The organism is Pseudomonas sp. GW823-FHT02E01 (genome assembly GCF_058797535.1).
On the sequence record NZ_JBXAJS010000009.1, the window covers coordinates 283,316 to 298,386 of the forward strand.

Sequence of the window (15,071 nt, forward strand, 5' to 3'; positions counted from 1 at the left end):
ATGTTGCCAGAAAGTAGTCAGGCGTATTAGTTGGAGGAGTGGCAATGACAATAATCGATGTGAAATCCCGATTCGAAGCAAAGCTTCTTCGTCCGGCAAAGCCCGGTAATGATACGTCCTGGGCGTTCGCAGTACTGCCAAGAGACGCGAGTGAACCGCTTCCGAGGCGGGGAAGGACGACAGTTGAAGGCACAATCAATGGGCACCATTTCCAGGCAACCCTTGAGCCCGATGGTCAGCTGAGCCATTGGCTGAAGGTAAGTAGCGAGTTACTCGACGCCGCAGGTGTGGCCGTTGGGGATATCGTTACACTCGAGCTAACCCCTGTGAAAAAGGAACCCGAGCCTGACATCCCGGCAGATTTTGAGGAAGCACTGGCAGCCACTCCTGAGGCTCGTAAAGTTTGGAATAATACAACGACCATCGCACGAGTAGACTGGATCCACTGGATTACTTCAGCCAAGCAACTCAAGACGCGCGAAAAGCGAATTGGTGATGCCTGCGATATGCTTGCAACCGGCAAGAAGCAGGTTTGCTGTTTCGACCAGTCCGGCTATTACAGTAAGGCCTTCCGTGCGCCCGAGGCAGAAAACTCTTAAATGGAATGTTCCGTTGAATACGCCTGACGATTTTTGGTTGACTGACTTCCTCAGGGCGTGAAGCGGTCATCCGGCGAATCATGAGGTCGACGCCAAAAGGACTTAACCGTCGTCAGCCACCGCGCATAACTTGCATCAGCTGTTGCACCGCGATGGCTTCGACGGCACCTTCACTGGCACCCGCTTCAAAAACAGCGCAACAAGCCGATGCGTCGCCGTCGCGGATACGGTAGACAGCAATGACACTGCCTGGCCCGCAGCCTGTGTGCCCGCATAGGGAATGTCCGCCGTCAATCGACCCTTGCATCACACCTAGGCCATAGCCCGGAATGATCCATGGGCGCCCGGGAATCGGGCCGCCCAATGTTCGTGCTGTCTGCATTTCCTGGAGCAAGCCCGTGGAGAGCAGTTCACCGCAGAGGAGTCGATCCAGAAATAGCGCTGCTTGGGAAATTGGGCCGATCAGCAAGCCATGATAGACCCACGCGGGGTCATAATTTGAGGTGCTTCCAAGATGGGTCTTTTGCAAGTCTGCTCGCGTTTTAGCAAAGCGAACGTTCGACAGGCCCAGAGGAGTAAGTGCACGTTGAGTCACCGCATCATCAAGCGTCAGATCAGTTAGCCGTTCAATAAGCCTGCCGATGAGCAAGTAGCCAACATTCGAGTAATGCCAATCGGTTCCGGGATTGCATCGAAGTCGAGCACCGTCAAGGCGTTGCATCATTTCATCTGCCGACCAGGCTGGCTCACTGTTCGTAACAGCGGCGTGGTACTCCGCAAGTTCGCCGTAATCGGCCAGACCTGCTTCATGCCGCAGTAGCTGGCGTAACGTGAAAGGCTGATCAGAAATTGGGTCGTCCAGTCCGATGAGCCCGTCACGTACCAACGACAGGGCTGTCGCAGCCAGGACTGTTTTCGTAAAACTCCACCAGGGGGCCATCAGTTCTAACCGGTCAGGCGTTTGTGGCTGACCATTTGATACGAGTGAACTGAGCATTGGCTTCCTTGGAATGTTGAGCGGATCGACAGCTCGACAAGATATCTCATTCACTCTTCTTCGCCAGAGTGAAAAGTCAGCCGTTTGTACTGTCCTGAACGACGGCTCTTGGCCGTTTTACGCCCTGCGTGAAGAACAGCAACAGATCGTGCCTGGATGTTGTGGGTGGTAAAAAATGGTACTGGTCGCAACGGTCGTTGCAGCAGGAACTTCAGGGTATTGGCCAGGTCAATAGCGGCCCTGTATCGCAAATGCCGAGCAGCGTTGTGGCCTGTTTTACGGCAGTGCCGTTTGAATTCAGTCGAGTCCGCCCCCTGATGCCAACCAAGAGTTTTCTGCCGGGCTTCATCCTGGTGTTCTGCGCTGTCCCGTCGCTTTGTTCGGTTGCTGCCGAACGAAGCGCGCCGGCGCAGAGTAACAGCGCATCAACCACCCTGATCGAAACCGCCTCGCGACAGTATGAAAATGGCCAACTGGACCAGGCCGCCGCCACGCTGGAGCGTGCCCTGCATATCCAGCCGAACAATCCCGCGACATTGCATTACCTGGGTGTGTTGCGCCTTCAGCAGGGGCAGTACCAGCAGGCTGAAACCCTGGCGGCGCGCTCGAACATACGGGTTGGTCGCAACGTCGAGCTACGCAACCGCAACTTCCAATTGATCCAGGCGGCGCAGCAGGCCCAGACTTCGGGTACCCCACCCAATGCAAAAGAGGACTTGGTCGCAGTACAGAAGGGGCTGGAAGAGGAGGCCCAAAGGCGTCGCGAAGCGGAAGTGGCCGTTGCTGAGCAATCCACTCCGGACACTGGGAACGACGCTGGCAACTTGGCTCGCGCAGAGGCATATCGGGGGCTGGATGCGCCGTCGGCTGGCAGAGCCGGGCCCGAAGGAAAATTACAAATGACTAATGTCGAGCCAGAGCGGGCGTACGCTGAGGTCGAGATTCCCCGCGGCCATATGCCGCGTCCGGGTAAATGCCGAATCTGGTTTCCTGATCGCCCGGCGGGGCATCAGCCCGCACCCGGCAAATGCAAGAAGCTGCGACATCGGGTTCCCCCGGGGGCCTACCTGGTGCGCGGTTGAGTTTATGAAGATAGCTACCCCAACGACGCCACGCTATTGAGCAAGGTCTTGACCAGTTGCGCCTGGCGCGTGGCACCAGTCTTGGCGAATACACCGCGCAAGTGAGCGCGTACGGTGTTGCGCGAAACCCCGAGTGCCTCGGCTGTCTCATCGAGGGTCTGGCCGTCCATGACCAGCATGGCCACTTCGGTTTCCGTGCGGGTCAGTTGGAACAGGCTACGCAGCAGGTCACGTGAGGCTTGTGGCGAGTCGGCGGGATCGCGGATAAACACCACCACTGCCGGGCGTCGGGCGCTGTTGTGGGTCTGGTAGTTCATGGCAATCGGGCGCAGCAGCAGGTTCAGCGGCATCTCACCGCTGGGCCGCGACAGGGTCAGGACTTGCAGGTCGTCGAGGCCGCGGGGGCGTTGTTTCAACACGGCCTGGATGGCCTGCTGCAGTGTGCGGTTCTCATGGTTGGCGAAGGCACAGAGCTTGTCGTGCTTGCACTCCAGACCGTCATGGCTGTCGAACAGGCGCTGGGCGGCACGGTTGCAGCGCATCATCCGGCCGTTCTCGTCGAGGATGGCCGTGCCCACCATCAGGCGGTCGATGGTTGCCGCGTAGAGCTGGCGTTCGGCATCCAGTTGATCCACCGCCGAGTGCAGGTCCACCGCCTGTTGCAGGTGCGGCAGCAACAGGCGGATCAGGTTGATCTGCGCCGGGGTGAACGCTTCGCTGGCGTGGTCGCGGCAGGCGAACAGTGCGCAGTGCATGCCGGCGGCAGTGCGCATGTTGGCCACCAGCACATCGCGCAGGTCCAGGGGGTGCAGGTAGTTGCGGTAGAAATCATGGGCCAGCCAGGCCTCCGTGCCCAGCACCTGGTCGGCACTGGCCACCTGGTCCGCGGGCCAGTCGAGGAACGGGCAGATCGAATAGAAGTGTTCGCTGTAAGAGGGCTCGCCGGGCAACAGCGCGCCATGCACCGAGGCATTGACGATCAGCCCGGGGCGTTCATGGTCGGGGTTGCGCAGCACCAGGGTGAAGAAGCTGGCGGCGAATCGCTGGCGCAGGGCTTCCAGCAAACTGGCCCAGGGCGTGGGCTCCAGCGTACCGTGGTAGACCAGCCCGAGCAGGCTGCTGAGCTCGGCAGAGGGGATGTCGATGCTGGCGTGCAGGTCCGGGCAGGTGGAAAAGGGCAGGGTCATGCGCGCCTCTTTGGCTGCGTGTTGTCATGGGCGAGTATCGACCGGGGTCACGACGGCAAAATCGTCCGTTTGGCCTAGGCACTGACGGGCGCAGCGCATGCCCAAGGGGCAGGCTGCGCCCGGTAGCTCTTACAGCGCCAGCAGGGCTTCGACTATGCGTTCGGCGGCGGCCTCGGCAGACTCGTGCCGGGTGTCGATATGGATATCCGGCGCCACTGGCGGCTGGTAGGGCGAGTCGATGCCGGTGAAGTTCTTCAGCTCACCGCGCCGGGCTTTGAGGTACAGGCCCTTGGGGTCGCGCTGCTCGGCCAGGGCCAGCGGCGCATCGATGAAGATCTCGAGGAAGTTGCCGTCACCGGCCAGGCTGCGGGCCATGTCACGCTCGGCCCGGAACGGCGAGATGAACGAGACCAGGGTGATCAGTCCGGCATCGAGCATCAGCCTGGCCACCTCCGCGACCCGGCGGATGTTTTCCACCCGGTCGGCTTCGGTAAAGCCCAGGTCGCGGTTCAGGCCGTGGCGCACGTTGTCGCCGTCGAGCAGATAGGTGTGCCGGCCCAGGGCATGCAGCTTGCGCTCGACCAGGTTGGCGATGGTCGATTTACCCGCGCCGGACAAACCGGTAAACCACAGCACCCGTGGCGACTGGCCCTTGAGCGCGGCGTGGGCCTCGCCGTTGACGTCGATGGCCTGCCAGTGCACGTTCTGCGCACGACGCAAGGCGAAGTGCAGCATGCCGGCACCGACCGTGCGATTGCTCAGGCGGTCGATAACGATAAAGCCCCCGGTATCGCGGTTGTCGGCATAAGCATCGAAGGCGATCGGCCGGTCCAGGTGCAGGTTGCATACGCCAATGCCGTTCAGCTCCAGGGTCTTGGCCGCCAGGTGCTCGAGGCTATTCACATCGACCCGGTGCTTGAGGTTGGCGCAGCTCATGCCGACGGTGCGGCAACCGATCTTCATCAGGTACGGGCGCCCCGGCAGCAGGGGCTGTTCGTCCATCCATACCAGGGTCGCTTCGAACTGGTCGGCCACCGCCGGCGGGGTGTCGGCCAGGGCGATCAGGTCGCCGCGGCTGATATCGATCTCGTCCTTGAGGGTCAGGGTCACGGCTTGGCCGCACAGGGCTTGCTGCTGCTCCCCGGCGCTGCCAAGGATGCCGGTGATCTCGCTCTGCTGGCCCGAGGGCAGCACGCGGATGCGCTCGCCGACGCGCACGCTGCCGGCCACGACGTTGCCGCAATAGCCACGAAAATCCAGGTTCGGCCGGTTCACCCACTGCACCGGCAGACGGAACGCCGCCTGGCTCTGCCGGTCCTGCTCCAGCGGTACGTCTTCAAGGTAGGCAAGCAGGCTCGGGCCCTGGTACCAGGGCGTGTTGGGGCTGGCCTGGAGCATGTTGTCGCCGCGCAGCGCCGACAGCGGGATGCACTGGATATCCTGCAGGCCGATCTGCGCGGCGAAGGCGCGATACTCGGCTTCGATGCGCTCGAACACCGCCTGGGAGTAGTCCACCAGGTCGAGCTTGTTGATCGCCACCACCACCTTGCGGATGCCCAGCAGCGACACCAGGTAACTGTGCCGGCGGGTCTGGGTCAACAAGCCCTGGCGGGCGTCGATGAGGATCACCGCCAGGTCGGCGGTGGACGCGCCGGTGACCATGTTGCGGGTGTACTGTTCGTGGCCGGGGGTGTCGGCGACGATGAACTTGCGCTTGTCGGTGGCAAAGAAGCGATAAGCCACATCGATGGTGATGCCTTGCTCGCGCTCGGCGCTCAGGCCGTCGACCAGCAGGGCGAAATCCAGTTCGTCACCCTGGGTGCCGAGCTTTTTCGAGTCGGCTTCGAGCTGGCCAAGCTGGTCCTCGAACAACACCTTGGATTCATACAGCAGTCGGCCGATCAGGGTGCTCTTGCCGTCGTCGACACTGCCACAGGTGATGAAGCGCAGCAGTTGCTTGTTCTGCTGTTGTTGCAGGTAGGGCGTCAGGTCGCCATTGCGTGCGTCGGTGATTGCGTTCATCAGAAATACCCCTCTTGTTTTTTCTTCTCCATGGAGCCCGCCGAGTCGCTGTCGATCAGGCGGCCCTGGCGTTCCGAGGTGCGGCTGACCAGCATTTCGCCGATGATCGCCGGCAGGTTGTCGGCGTCACTGTCGATGGCGCCGGTCAACGGGTAGCAGCCCAGGGTGCGGAAGCGCACCTTGCGCAGTTCCGGGGTTTCTCCCGGCAGCAGCGGCATGCGTTCGTCGTCGACCATGATCAGCGTGCCGTCACGGCGCACCACCGGGCGCTCCTTGGCGAAGTACAAGGGCACGATGGGGATCTGTTCCAGGTAGATGTATTGCCAGATATCCAGCTCGGTCCAGTTCGACAGCGGGAACACCCGCAGGCTTTCACCCTTGCGCTTGCGGGTGTTGTACAGGTGCCAGAGCTCCGGGCGCTGCTGCTTGGGGTCCCAGCGGTGCTGCTCGGAGCGCAGCGAAAACACCCGCTCCTTGGCCCGCGACTTTTCCTCGTCGCGCCGGGCGCCGCCGAACGCGGCATCGAAACCGTAGTGGTCCAGGGCCTGCTTCAGGCCCTGGGTCTTCCACACATCGGTGTGCAAGGCCGAGCCGTGGATGAAAGGGTCGATGGCCTTTTCCACGCCTTCGGGGTTGATGTGCACCAGCAGTTCCAGGCCCAGGCGTTCGGCGGTCTGGTCGCGAAAGGCGATCATTTCGCGAAACTTCCAGGTGGTGTCCACGTGCAGCAGGGGGAAGGGCGGCTTGCCCGGGGCGAAGGCTTTCATCGCCAGGTGCAGCATGACCGCACTGTCCTTGCCGATGGAGTAGAGCATCACCGGGTTTTCACACTCGGCCACCACTTCACGGATGATCTGGATGCTTTCCGCTTCCAGCCATTGCAGATGAGTCAACATCGAATACCTCCTCGAGTTCTGCCGGGATTGGCGCCGGCTGAACACCACGGTAGGTAAAGCACCGCCGGCACATCTTCGTCTGCTTGGACGAAGAGGCGCCGGCAGCTGCAGGTCACGCGACGGACGCGTACAGCGTCTCGACACGGATCTTGAGGGCGTGGGCAACGGCATCGAACCCTTGTTTGACCCAAGCGCCATGATCGGTCATGACCTGGTCGGCGGTGGCGCCGAGGAACTGGTCGGTGGTGTGGTAGCGGCAACTGGCCGCGCCGGTGGGCTCGATGTGCTGCTCGCGACGGGCAGCGTCGGGATTGTCGGCGTTGGCATACATCTCCCAGGCGAGTAACCGGTGGGGTTCGAATTCAGCCAGGTACTCGATCACGTGCAGCAGTTCACCGGGTCGTCCCGGATCGGGCAGAAACAGATTGACCGGTTCGCCCAGTCGCAAGCTGGACTCGACCTTGACGGTGTAGGGGTTCCACTGCGGATAACGCACCAGGTCGATCAGTACCGACCAGACAAATTCGGCGGGTGCGGCGATGTCCACGGTCACTGAGCGGACCAGATTTTTCTCTGCGGTCATGGGTAACTCCTCTGAGGGTGACTGCGCGCCACGAACTGCGGCGGGAAGTAAGCCATGGGCTCAGGCGCGATCCTCGCCGCTCACGGCGCACGGCTCCTCGTCCGTGCGGACTAGCAGGCGATTTAGTCCGCTTGGACGAAGAATCGGCAAGGGGGTGCTCCCTAAGGTCACTGGCAGCGGCGGACTTTCCGCCAACAGAGGAGACCGACATGGTTACAGACAGGATCGATCAGGAGGTGCTCAGCGGCGAAAGCTGGAACCTCTTCTGCGAGCAACTGCGGCGCAGCGGCGAGCAAATATTGCGCTCCGAGGCTCCGGCCGATGTGCAGACCCGCGCCGAAGGATTTCGCTATCTCACGCGCTTGCTGCGCATTGCACTGGAAATGCACCTGGAATTTGCCGATCCGGACTTCCCGGGCTTCATCACTCCCTCCCATGAAACCGCGAAAATTGGCGCCGACAACCCCGATAATCTGTATAGCTATGCGCGCCTCAACGGCGCGCACGAGTATCGGGTCAGCGGCCAGCGCGGCAGTGTTGCCTACCTCAGTTTCGGCTCCCAGAAGGGGGGCTACGAGACGGATGGCAAGATGATCCAGACCGGCTTTCTCGATGCAGGCATGTTGCAGTCGGATGCCGAGGGCAATTTCGAAATCATCCTCAGCCAGCATCCACCCGGCATCGGTAACTGGCTGCGGCTCGAACCGCAGAGCAATGCCTTGATTGTCCGCCAAACCTTTCTGGACCGTAGCAGCGAGCAGCCGGCGCAACTGCGCATTGAACGCCTCAATGCCCGCCAGACACCCGAACCGCTGAATGCGCCGCGCTTGCAACAAAGCCTGCAGCGGGTGGGAAGTTTCGTCGAGAACACCGCGCGGTTATTCGCCGACTGGGCTCAGGGTTATCAGAAGCACACCAATCAACTGCCCGCCGCCGACCAGGCACTGTGCCAGTCGGTGGGGGGCGACCCGAACATTTTCTATTACCACTCCTACTGGGCTCTGGCTGATGACGAGGCATTGCTGATCGAGGTCGATCAGGTGCCCGACTGCGATTTCTGGAATGTGCAGATCAACAACTACTGGATGGAGTCGCTCGACTACCGCTACCACCGCATCTGTCTGAACAAACAGTCGGCGCGACTGGAGGCGGATGGCCGCTTGCGCATGATCCTCTGCTGCGTTGACCCTGGTCTGGCGAACTGGCTGGAAACTGCCGGCCATCCCCATGGCACCCTCTGCCTGCGATGGGTGGGAGCAAAGCAGCCGGTGCAGCCAACGACACGCGTGGTCAAACTCAATGATCTGAAGGAGCTTGTGCGATGAGTGCCAATGACTTCGCCCTGGATACCTTGCTGGCTGAAGCTTGCGCACGTGCGGGCGGCCTCGACGATTTCGGCCCCGGCGATTTTCGCCAGGGCCTGGTGGTGCTGGCTGACGCCCTGGAAAAAGAAGCGCGGCTATCCGTGTCGGGGCGCGGACTGTTGCGTGAGAAACTGTTGGCGCAACTGGTCAACCGTCTGATCATCGAGGATCACTGTCGGCGTTACCCACAAATCCTCGAGCTGGAAATCAACGACCCACTGGTGATCGTCGGCCTGCCACGCACCGGCACCACGCTGCTGCAACGCACCCTGGCGGTGGACCCGCAGTTCAGCAAGGCGCAGTGGTGGGAAACCCGCTACCCGGCGCCCCTCGACGGGGAGACCCTGGAGCAGCCGTTGCAGCGCCTCGGCCGGGCGCGTGCCGAAGTGGCGGCGATGGTCGAGTTCCTTCCGCAACTGCTGGCCATTCACCCACTGGACGCCGAGCAGCCCGACGAAGAGTTCATGCTGATGGAGCACTCGTTCCTCTGCGCCATGGACTCCTACGTCAACGTCCCCAGCTACACCGCCTGGCTCGACCGTCAGGACCAGACCCAGGTCTACCGTTACCTCAAGCGCTCCCTGCAGTTCCTGCAATGGCAGCAGGCACGTCGTGGCATCGCCCCCGGCCGGCGCTGGCTGCTCAAGAGCCCGCAGCACCTGCATACCCTGGAGCTGTTGTTCGAAGTGTTCCCCGGTGCGCAGGTGGTGCTCACCCATCGCGAACCGGCCAGGACCATTCCCTCGCTGGCCAGCTTCATCCATACCCTGTGGCAGTTGTACAGCGACCAGGCCGATGCCCAAGCCGTCGGCGAACAGTGGAACCGGCGCATGGCGCGGGCCTTGCGCCATGCCATGGCGGTGCGCGAGGGCATGCCGGCCGGGCGCTTTCTCGATGTGCAGTTCGAAGACACCCTGGCCGCGCCTCAGGCCGTGGTCGAGCGCATCTATCGCTTCGCCGGCCTTGAATGCACGGCAAAGGTTCAGGCAGAGATGGGCCAATGGTTGTCCGTCAATGGCCGGGAAAAACGCGCTGCCCATCACTACAGCCCTGACCAGTTCGGCCTCAGCGTCGCGCTGCTGCAGCGTGACTACGCCGAGTACCGCGCCCGGCACCTGAGCGCCTGAGCCTGCCCCATAACAATAAGAGGATTCATCCCATGCTGCTTAAAGACAAAGTCGTGATGGTCTCGGGCGTCGGCCCCGGGCTGGGTATCAAACTGGCCCTGGAGGCCGCGCGCGAAGGGGCGCGGGCCGTGGCCATCGGCGCCCGCGACATGGGCCGCCTGCTTGAGGCGCAACAGCGCATCAAGGCGGTCGCCGGGCATTGCGAAGTGCTGTGCGTGGCCACCGACATCACCGATGTGCAGGCGTGCAATCGTTTCGCCGAAGCCACCCTCGAGCAATTCGGCCGTATCGATGCGCTGATCAACAGCGCCTTTTCCCATGGTGGTTTCCAGGCGGTGGACGAGGCGGACAACGACCCGCTGCGCGAGGCCCTGGAGGTCAACCTGCTGGGCTCGCTGAACATGAGCCGCGCGGTGCTGGCGCCAATGCGCGCGCAGGGCGCGGGGGCGATCGTCATGATCAACACCCTGGGTGTGCGCAAACCGTATCAGGGTGGCGCGGCCTATGCCGCGTCGAAAAGCGCCCTGGCGGCCAGTGTGCGCTACCTGGCCAGCGAGCAGGCGGCCCACGGTTTGCGGGTCAACGCTCTGGCCTGTGGCTGGATGTGGGGCGAGCCGGTGCAGGCACTGGTACGCCAGAGCGCTGCCGCCCGGGGTGTCAGCGAAGAACAGGTGCGCGCCGAGTTCAGTGCCGGCATCCCTGGCGGGCGCATGCGCAGCGACGAGGAGTGCGCCCGCGCTGCGTTGTTTCTGGCATCGGACTACGCCAGTGCGATCAATGGTGCGCAACTCGATGCCAACGGCGGCGAAGTCATGTACTGAGGAGCAGGGCAGATGAACACAATCGATCACTGCGCTTTCAACGGCGATGCCGACGGTCTGTGCGCCCTGCAGCAGTTGCGCCTGGCGGGTGAACTGGATCCGCAGGTGCGCCTGGTCAGCGGGGTCAAGCGCGACATCGAGTTGTTGCGCCGGGTCCAGGCCGGGCCCGGCGAGCGGGTCACGGTGCTGGACGTGGCCCACGAGCAGAACCGCGAGGCCACCCGGCGCCTGCTCGACGCCGGCACCCGGGTACGCTACTTCGACCACCACTTTGCTGGTGAACTGCCGCAGCATCCGGCATTCGAGTCCTTCATCGACACGGCCGCCCAGGTGTGTACCAGCCTGCTGGTCAACACCTACCTGGACGGGCGTCATCACCGCTGGGCGGTGGCGGCTGCCTTTGGTGACGGCCTGTCCGGCCCGGCCCGGGTGCTGGCGGCGCAGCATGGCCTGGCCAGCAACGAGGTGCACGCCCTGGAGGAACTGGGCCTGCTGCTCAACTACAACGCCTATGGCGACAGCCTGTCGGACTTGCACTTCGAGCCGCTGGCGCTGGCCGCCGAGCTGCTGCCTTACCACGACCCGCTGGACTTCATCCGCCACAGCACAAGCTTCACCACTCTGCGCACCGGCCACGCCGCCGACATGGCTGCAGCCGCAGGCCTTGAACCCTGGCACGAGGGCCGAGGCGCGCAGCTGTACCGCCTGCCCGCGCAACCCTGGGCGCGGCGGGTCAGTGGTGTGCTGGCCAACCAGCTGGCGGCCGGTGCGCCGCGCAAGGCGATCGGCTTGCTCAGCGCCAGGGCGGACGGTGACTGGGCGTTCAGCCTGCGGGTACCGGAAGAGGCCGGGCTGGCGGCGGATGCCTTCTGCCGGCAGTTTCCAACGGGGGGCGGGCGCAAGCGTGCTGCCGGGATCAACCGTCTGGCCGACGCGCAATTGAAGGAAGTCGCCGCACGCCTGCTCGATTGCTATCGCTGAGCAAAGGGCAACGCCCGGACCGGATCTGTCGGGGTGTTGCTTGCCACCAAGAGTCAGCGGTTCAAGCACCTGAACCGCTTGATCCAATATAGCTTGAACGCAGTCTTATATTCCATAAAGCTAGTACAAACTATTTTTATAGTGCGTTTTAATCTATTCAGTATTTTGAATCGATTGGAGCACTTGTCTGTGAACACTAAGGCGCTTTTACCATTTGGCTTGGCATTACTGGCTACCTGCTCGACGGCTTTGGCGGGCGCAACTCTGGATCGCGTAACCAGGAGCGGGGAGCTGACCGGCGTTCTGATGGAAAGCTATCCGCCATTCTCCTTTCTCAATGAACAGAACCAACTGGACGGGTTTGACGTCGATGTCGCCAAGGCCGTTGCGCAACGGCTAGGGGTGAAGCTGAAGCTGCAGACTCCGTCTTGGGATGTCATCGCTGCCGGCCACTGGAACGGACGATATGACATCTGCGTCTGCTCGATGACCCCGAGCAAGGCACGGGCCGAAGTGTTCGACTTTCCGGTGGAGTATTACCAGTCCCCGGCCGTGATCGTGGTCAATGCCAAAGACAAGGACATTGTCACGGGCAAGGATCTGTCAGGTAAAAAAGTCGGTGTGATCAGTGCGTCGACCTATGAAGCCTATCTGAACAAGGATCTGGTGATCGAGGGCGCCGAGGACAAGCCGTTGAGCTATCCATTCGAAAGCGTCCAGGTCGCGCCATACGACAACGAAACGGTAGCTTTCCAGGATCTGGCCTTGGGCACGGGCGTGCGCCTGGATGCCATGGTCACCAACCTCATCACTGCTCGCGAACGCATCGCCCAGGATCCTCGCTTTAAAATTGCCGGCGACACGCTGTATGCAGAGCCCAACGTGGTAGCGATCGAAAAGGGTGATCCGCAATGGAATGCCAAAGTCACTGAGGTTGTCACCCAGCTCAAGGCCGACGGCACATTAAGCAAGATTTCACAGAAGTGGATCGGTGCCGATATCAGCCAATGACAGCCCTCAATCCACACCCGGCCAAGACGGCTGTCGCCCCCGAAACCGAGACGCGTCGTTTCAGCCCGATACCTGGTTTTCGCACTCGCCTGTATTTGACCTGGGCAGTGCTGTTTGGCCTGTGCGTCATGTTTTTCATGAGCTTCGATCTGAAGTTCTCGATCATTGTGCAGAAGCTGCCCAATCTGGTCGGCCTGCATTTGGGGCCTGACGGTTTCTTGCAAGGCGCCGCGCTGACACTGTTCCTGTGCTTGTGTTCGATCTGGCTTTCGTTGCTCCTTGGCTTCGTGACGGCACTGGCGCGCCTGTCTCGCAGTGCAGTGGCTTTCGGCGTTGCCAGTTTCTATGCGTCTTTTTTTCGCGGTACTCCACTGTTGATTCAGATCCTGCTGATCTACCTGGGGCTGCCGCAGTTGGGTGTCGTGCCGGGCGCCATCAGCGCGGGAATCATTGCGCTGTCGCTCAATTACGGTGCCTACCTCAGCGAGATTTTTCGTGCCGGCATCATGGCTGTAGCACCCGAACAGCGCGAAGCAGCGATGGCTCTGGGGCTGGGGCCGACGGCAACGTTCCTGCACATCGTCCTGCCGCAAGCCATGCGCACGATCATTCCCCCGACAACCAGTCAGTTCATTTCAATGCTCAAGGACTCATCGTTGATATCGGTGATGGGGGTCTGGGAAGTGATGTTCCTGGCGCAGTCGTACGGACGCTCGTCTTACCGCTACATCGAAATGCTCACCACCGCAGCCATTATCTATTGGCTCCTGTCCATTGGACTGGAGTTGATACAGAACCGTCTTGAACGCCACTACGGCAAAGGTTTCAAGCATCAGCGCTGACCCGTCCGTTTAATGACTTTTTACAGGTACTACGATGTCCGATCCAAAACCTCTGTTGTTTGCGTTATACGAGCAAGCCAGCGTTGGCTGTGGCGGCGCGCCGAGCCTGTGGACGCACCCGGCTGACGAGCGACTGACCATCAACTCGCTGGGCTACTGGTCGAACCTGGCACGCATCGCCGACCAGGCTCATCTCGACATGCTGTTTTTTGGTGATGTGCTGGGTTTCTACGATGTGTTTGGCGGTAATGCCGACGCGGCCATGAAGTGGGCGGTGGAAGCACCGGCCAACGACCCGTTGATGATCATCCCGGCATTGGCCGCCGTGACGGAAAACCTCGCCTTCGGCGTCACTGTCACCACCAGTTACGAGCATCCTTTCACCCACGCCCGGCGCTTCAGCACGCTGGACCACCTGACCAATGGTCGGGTCGGCTGGAACATCGTCACCTCCTACCTGACCAGCGCCGCTCGCAACTTCGGTCTGGAGCAGATGATCAAGCACGATGATCGCTATGAACGCGCAGATGAATTTCTCGATGTGGTCTACAAACTCTGGGAAGGCAGCTGGGCAAACGATGCCGTGGTTGCCGACAAGTCTCGCCAGGTCTATGCCAAGGGCGATCGCGTGCGACCGATCAATCATGTTGGCGAGCATTATCGGGTGGCCGGGCCGCATTTGACGTCCCCGTCACCGCAACGCACACCCTTGCTGATCCAGGCCGGTTGGTCAGGCCGTGGCCGCGAGTTTGCAGCCAAGCACGCCGAACTGATTTTCATCGCCAAGTCCAACCCGCTGGAGATTCGCCAGGGATTGGAAGATATATGGACGCAGGCCAGGGCATGGGGGCGTCACGCCGGGGATGTCAAATCACTGACGGTACTTCGCATCGTCACGGCCAGGACCGAGATCGAAGCCCAACGCAAATATGACGAACTGCAAAGCAACTATCACTTGCAGGCGCAACTGGTGAGTTATGCCGGTGATACCGGTATCGACATCAGCCGCTACGCGGACAGCGACGCGTTGTCCACTCACACCGAAGGCATGACTTCCTATGTGATGCGTCCTGATGGCAGTGGCAAGCCCTTGACCGCCGGCGATGTCAAACAGCGCTTTGCCAATGTCACCCGGGGCAGTGATCTGATTTTGGTGGGAACGCCGCAACAAGTGGCCGATCGGATCGAAGAGCACGCCCGTATTTCCGGCACCAGCGGCTACATGCTCAACCCGCTGATCAGCCCGGGCAGCCTTGAGGACTTCGTTGAACTGATCATTCCTGAACTGCAAAAACGCGGCTTGTATCGTACCCAGCCACAGAGCGGTACTTTCCGTTCGCGGTTACGGGACGATGGCGCCAGCCATTTACCGGATTCTGCCTACGGCGCCTCATTCCGATTTGATAAAGGTTTTTAGGGCGGGACAGTCCTGAAAAAAAGCGGCTCTCCAGAGGCAAATGCCGGTCAGTTAAGCCCGGGACACTGTGGGAGCGGGCTTGCCCGCGAAGAGGCCGGCACATCCAACAGAGATACTGGCTGACCCACCGCTATCGCGAGCA

Annotated in this window: 14 protein-coding genes; 9 read left to right on the forward strand and 5 right to left on the reverse strand. The window is 61.5% G+C overall.

Annotation, left to right across the window (positions count from 1 at the left end):
- The first annotated feature begins 44 nt into the window (after positions 1-44).
- Complete coding sequence (locus AC1RDQ_RS22385) at positions 45-599, forward strand: YdeI/OmpD-associated family protein (RefSeq protein ID WP_218498304.1); 555 nt, start codon at positions 45-47, stop codon at positions 597-599.
- Positions 600-711: 112 nt separating this feature from the next.
- Here AC1RDQ_RS22385 and AC1RDQ_RS22390 read toward each other — a convergent pair whose 3' ends face one another.
- Positions 712-1,596: a serine hydrolase domain-containing protein gene (locus tag AC1RDQ_RS22390; protein WP_492588145.1), complete on the reverse strand. Its 885-nt coding sequence runs from the start codon at positions 1,594-1,596 to the stop codon at positions 712-714.
- Between the two features lie 317 nt (positions 1,597-1,913).
- Between AC1RDQ_RS22390 and AC1RDQ_RS22395 the strand changes: the two genes are divergently transcribed.
- Complete coding sequence (locus tag AC1RDQ_RS22395; RefSeq protein ID WP_492588164.1) at positions 1,914-2,678, forward strand: tetratricopeptide repeat protein; 765 nt, start codon at positions 1,914-1,916, stop codon at positions 2,676-2,678.
- 14 nt (positions 2,679-2,692) lie between these two features.
- On the opposite strand, the gene AC1RDQ_RS22400 is transcribed toward AC1RDQ_RS22395, so the two are convergent.
- The 4 genes from AC1RDQ_RS22400 to AC1RDQ_RS22415 form a co-directional block, all read right to left on the reverse strand.
- Positions 2,693-3,865, reverse strand: coding sequence for a helix-turn-helix transcriptional regulator (locus tag AC1RDQ_RS22400; protein ID WP_349736176.1), 1,173 nt, complete (start codon positions 3,863-3,865; stop codon positions 2,693-2,695).
- Positions 3,866-3,994: 129 nt separating this feature from the next.
- Positions 3,995-5,887 (reverse strand): sulfate adenylyltransferase subunit CysN, encoded by a 1,893-nt coding sequence (cysN, locus tag AC1RDQ_RS22405; RefSeq protein WP_492588146.1) that lies wholly within the window; start codon positions 5,885-5,887, stop codon positions 3,995-3,997.
- Entirely contained in the window at positions 5,887-6,981 is a 1,095-nt protein-coding gene (gene cysD, locus AC1RDQ_RS22410; RefSeq protein ID WP_317851340.1) for a sulfate adenylyltransferase subunit CysD, read from the reverse strand. Before cysD ends, cysN begins: the two co-directional genes overlap by 1 nt.
- Complete coding sequence (locus AC1RDQ_RS22415) at positions 6,896-7,366, reverse strand: SRPBCC domain-containing protein (protein WP_492588148.1); 471 nt, start codon at positions 7,364-7,366, stop codon at positions 6,896-6,898. The genes cysD and AC1RDQ_RS22415 overlap by 86 nt, the downstream gene beginning before the upstream one ends.
- A 209-nt stretch (positions 7,367-7,575) precedes the next feature.
- Between AC1RDQ_RS22415 and AC1RDQ_RS22420 the strand changes: the two genes are divergently transcribed.
- The 7 genes from AC1RDQ_RS22420 to AC1RDQ_RS22450 all read left to right on the forward strand — a co-directional run bounded on the left by AC1RDQ_RS22420 (position 7,576) and on the right by AC1RDQ_RS22450 (position 14,929).
- Positions 7,576-8,691 carry a hypothetical protein gene (locus tag AC1RDQ_RS22420; protein ID WP_492588150.1) on the forward strand — a complete coding sequence of 372 codons (1,116 nt, stop codon included), beginning with the start codon at positions 7,576-7,578 and terminating at the stop codon, positions 8,689-8,691.
- Positions 8,688-9,857, forward strand: coding sequence for a sulfotransferase family protein (locus tag AC1RDQ_RS22425; RefSeq protein ID WP_492588152.1), 1,170 nt, complete (start codon positions 8,688-8,690; stop codon positions 9,855-9,857). The genes AC1RDQ_RS22420 and AC1RDQ_RS22425 overlap by 4 nt, the downstream gene beginning before the upstream one ends.
- A gap of 32 nt (positions 9,858-9,889) precedes the next feature.
- On the forward strand, positions 9,890-10,678 hold the full coding sequence (locus AC1RDQ_RS22430; protein ID WP_154910496.1) for an SDR family oxidoreductase: 789 nt from the start codon (positions 9,890-9,892) through the stop codon (positions 10,676-10,678).
- Positions 10,679-10,690: 12 nt separating this feature from the next.
- Positions 10,691-11,659, forward strand: a complete 969-nt coding sequence (locus AC1RDQ_RS22435) for a DHH family phosphoesterase (RefSeq protein WP_492588154.1) — start codon at positions 10,691-10,693, stop codon at positions 11,657-11,659.
- A 189-nt stretch (positions 11,660-11,848) separates the two neighbouring features.
- Positions 11,849-12,670 (forward strand): ABC transporter substrate-binding protein, encoded by an 822-nt coding sequence (locus AC1RDQ_RS22440; RefSeq protein ID WP_492588165.1) that lies wholly within the window; start codon positions 11,849-11,851, stop codon positions 12,668-12,670.
- Positions 12,667-13,512: an amino acid ABC transporter permease gene (locus AC1RDQ_RS22445; protein ID WP_492588156.1), complete on the forward strand. Its 846-nt coding sequence runs from the start codon at positions 12,667-12,669 to the stop codon at positions 13,510-13,512. The genes AC1RDQ_RS22440 and AC1RDQ_RS22445 overlap by 4 nt, the downstream gene beginning before the upstream one ends.
- A gap of 34 nt (positions 13,513-13,546) precedes the next feature.
- On the forward strand, positions 13,547-14,929 hold the full coding sequence (locus tag AC1RDQ_RS22450; protein ID WP_492588158.1) for an LLM class flavin-dependent oxidoreductase: 1,383 nt from the start codon (positions 13,547-13,549) through the stop codon (positions 14,927-14,929).
- Positions 14,930-15,071 lie beyond the last annotated feature (142 nt).

What these genes read in the sequence shown, in the direction of transcription:
- AC1RDQ_RS22385 (WP_218498304.1), top strand. Translation starts at nt 45, where the DNA reads ATGACAATAATCGATGTGAAATCCCGATTCGAAGCAAAGCTTCTTCGT.
- AC1RDQ_RS22390 (WP_492588145.1), bottom strand. Translation starts at nt 1,596, where the DNA reads ATGCTCAGTTCACTCGTATCAAATGGTCAGCCACAAACGCCTGACCGG.
- AC1RDQ_RS22395 (WP_492588164.1), top strand. Translation starts at nt 1,914, where the DNA reads ATGCCAACCAAGAGTTTTCTGCCGGGCTTCATCCTGGTGTTCTGCGCT.
- AC1RDQ_RS22400 (WP_349736176.1), bottom strand. Translation starts at nt 3,865, where the DNA reads ATGACCCTGCCCTTTTCCACCTGCCCGGACCTGCACGCCAGCATCGAC.
- cysN (WP_492588146.1), bottom strand. Translation starts at nt 5,887, where the DNA reads ATGAACGCAATCACCGACGCACGCAATGGCGACCTGACGCCCTACCTG.
- cysD (WP_317851340.1), bottom strand. Translation starts at nt 6,981, where the DNA reads ATGGCGCTTGGGTCAAACAAGGGTTCGATGCCGTTGCCCACGCCCTCA.
- AC1RDQ_RS22415 (WP_492588148.1), bottom strand. Translation starts at nt 7,366, where the DNA reads ATGACCGCAGAGAAAAATCTGGTCCGCTCAGTGACCGTGGACATCGCC.
- AC1RDQ_RS22420 (WP_492588150.1), top strand. Translation starts at nt 7,576, where the DNA reads ATGGTTACAGACAGGATCGATCAGGAGGTGCTCAGCGGCGAAAGCTGG.
- AC1RDQ_RS22425 (WP_492588152.1), top strand. Translation starts at nt 8,688, where the DNA reads ATGAGTGCCAATGACTTCGCCCTGGATACCTTGCTGGCTGAAGCTTGC.
- AC1RDQ_RS22430 (WP_154910496.1), top strand. Translation starts at nt 9,890, where the DNA reads ATGCTGCTTAAAGACAAAGTCGTGATGGTCTCGGGCGTCGGCCCCGGG.
- AC1RDQ_RS22435 (WP_492588154.1), top strand. Translation starts at nt 10,691, where the DNA reads ATGAACACAATCGATCACTGCGCTTTCAACGGCGATGCCGACGGTCTG.
- AC1RDQ_RS22445 (WP_492588156.1), top strand. Translation starts at nt 12,667, where the DNA reads ATGACAGCCCTCAATCCACACCCGGCCAAGACGGCTGTCGCCCCCGAA.
- AC1RDQ_RS22450 (WP_492588158.1), top strand. Translation starts at nt 13,547, where the DNA reads ATGTCCGATCCAAAACCTCTGTTGTTTGCGTTATACGAGCAAGCCAGC.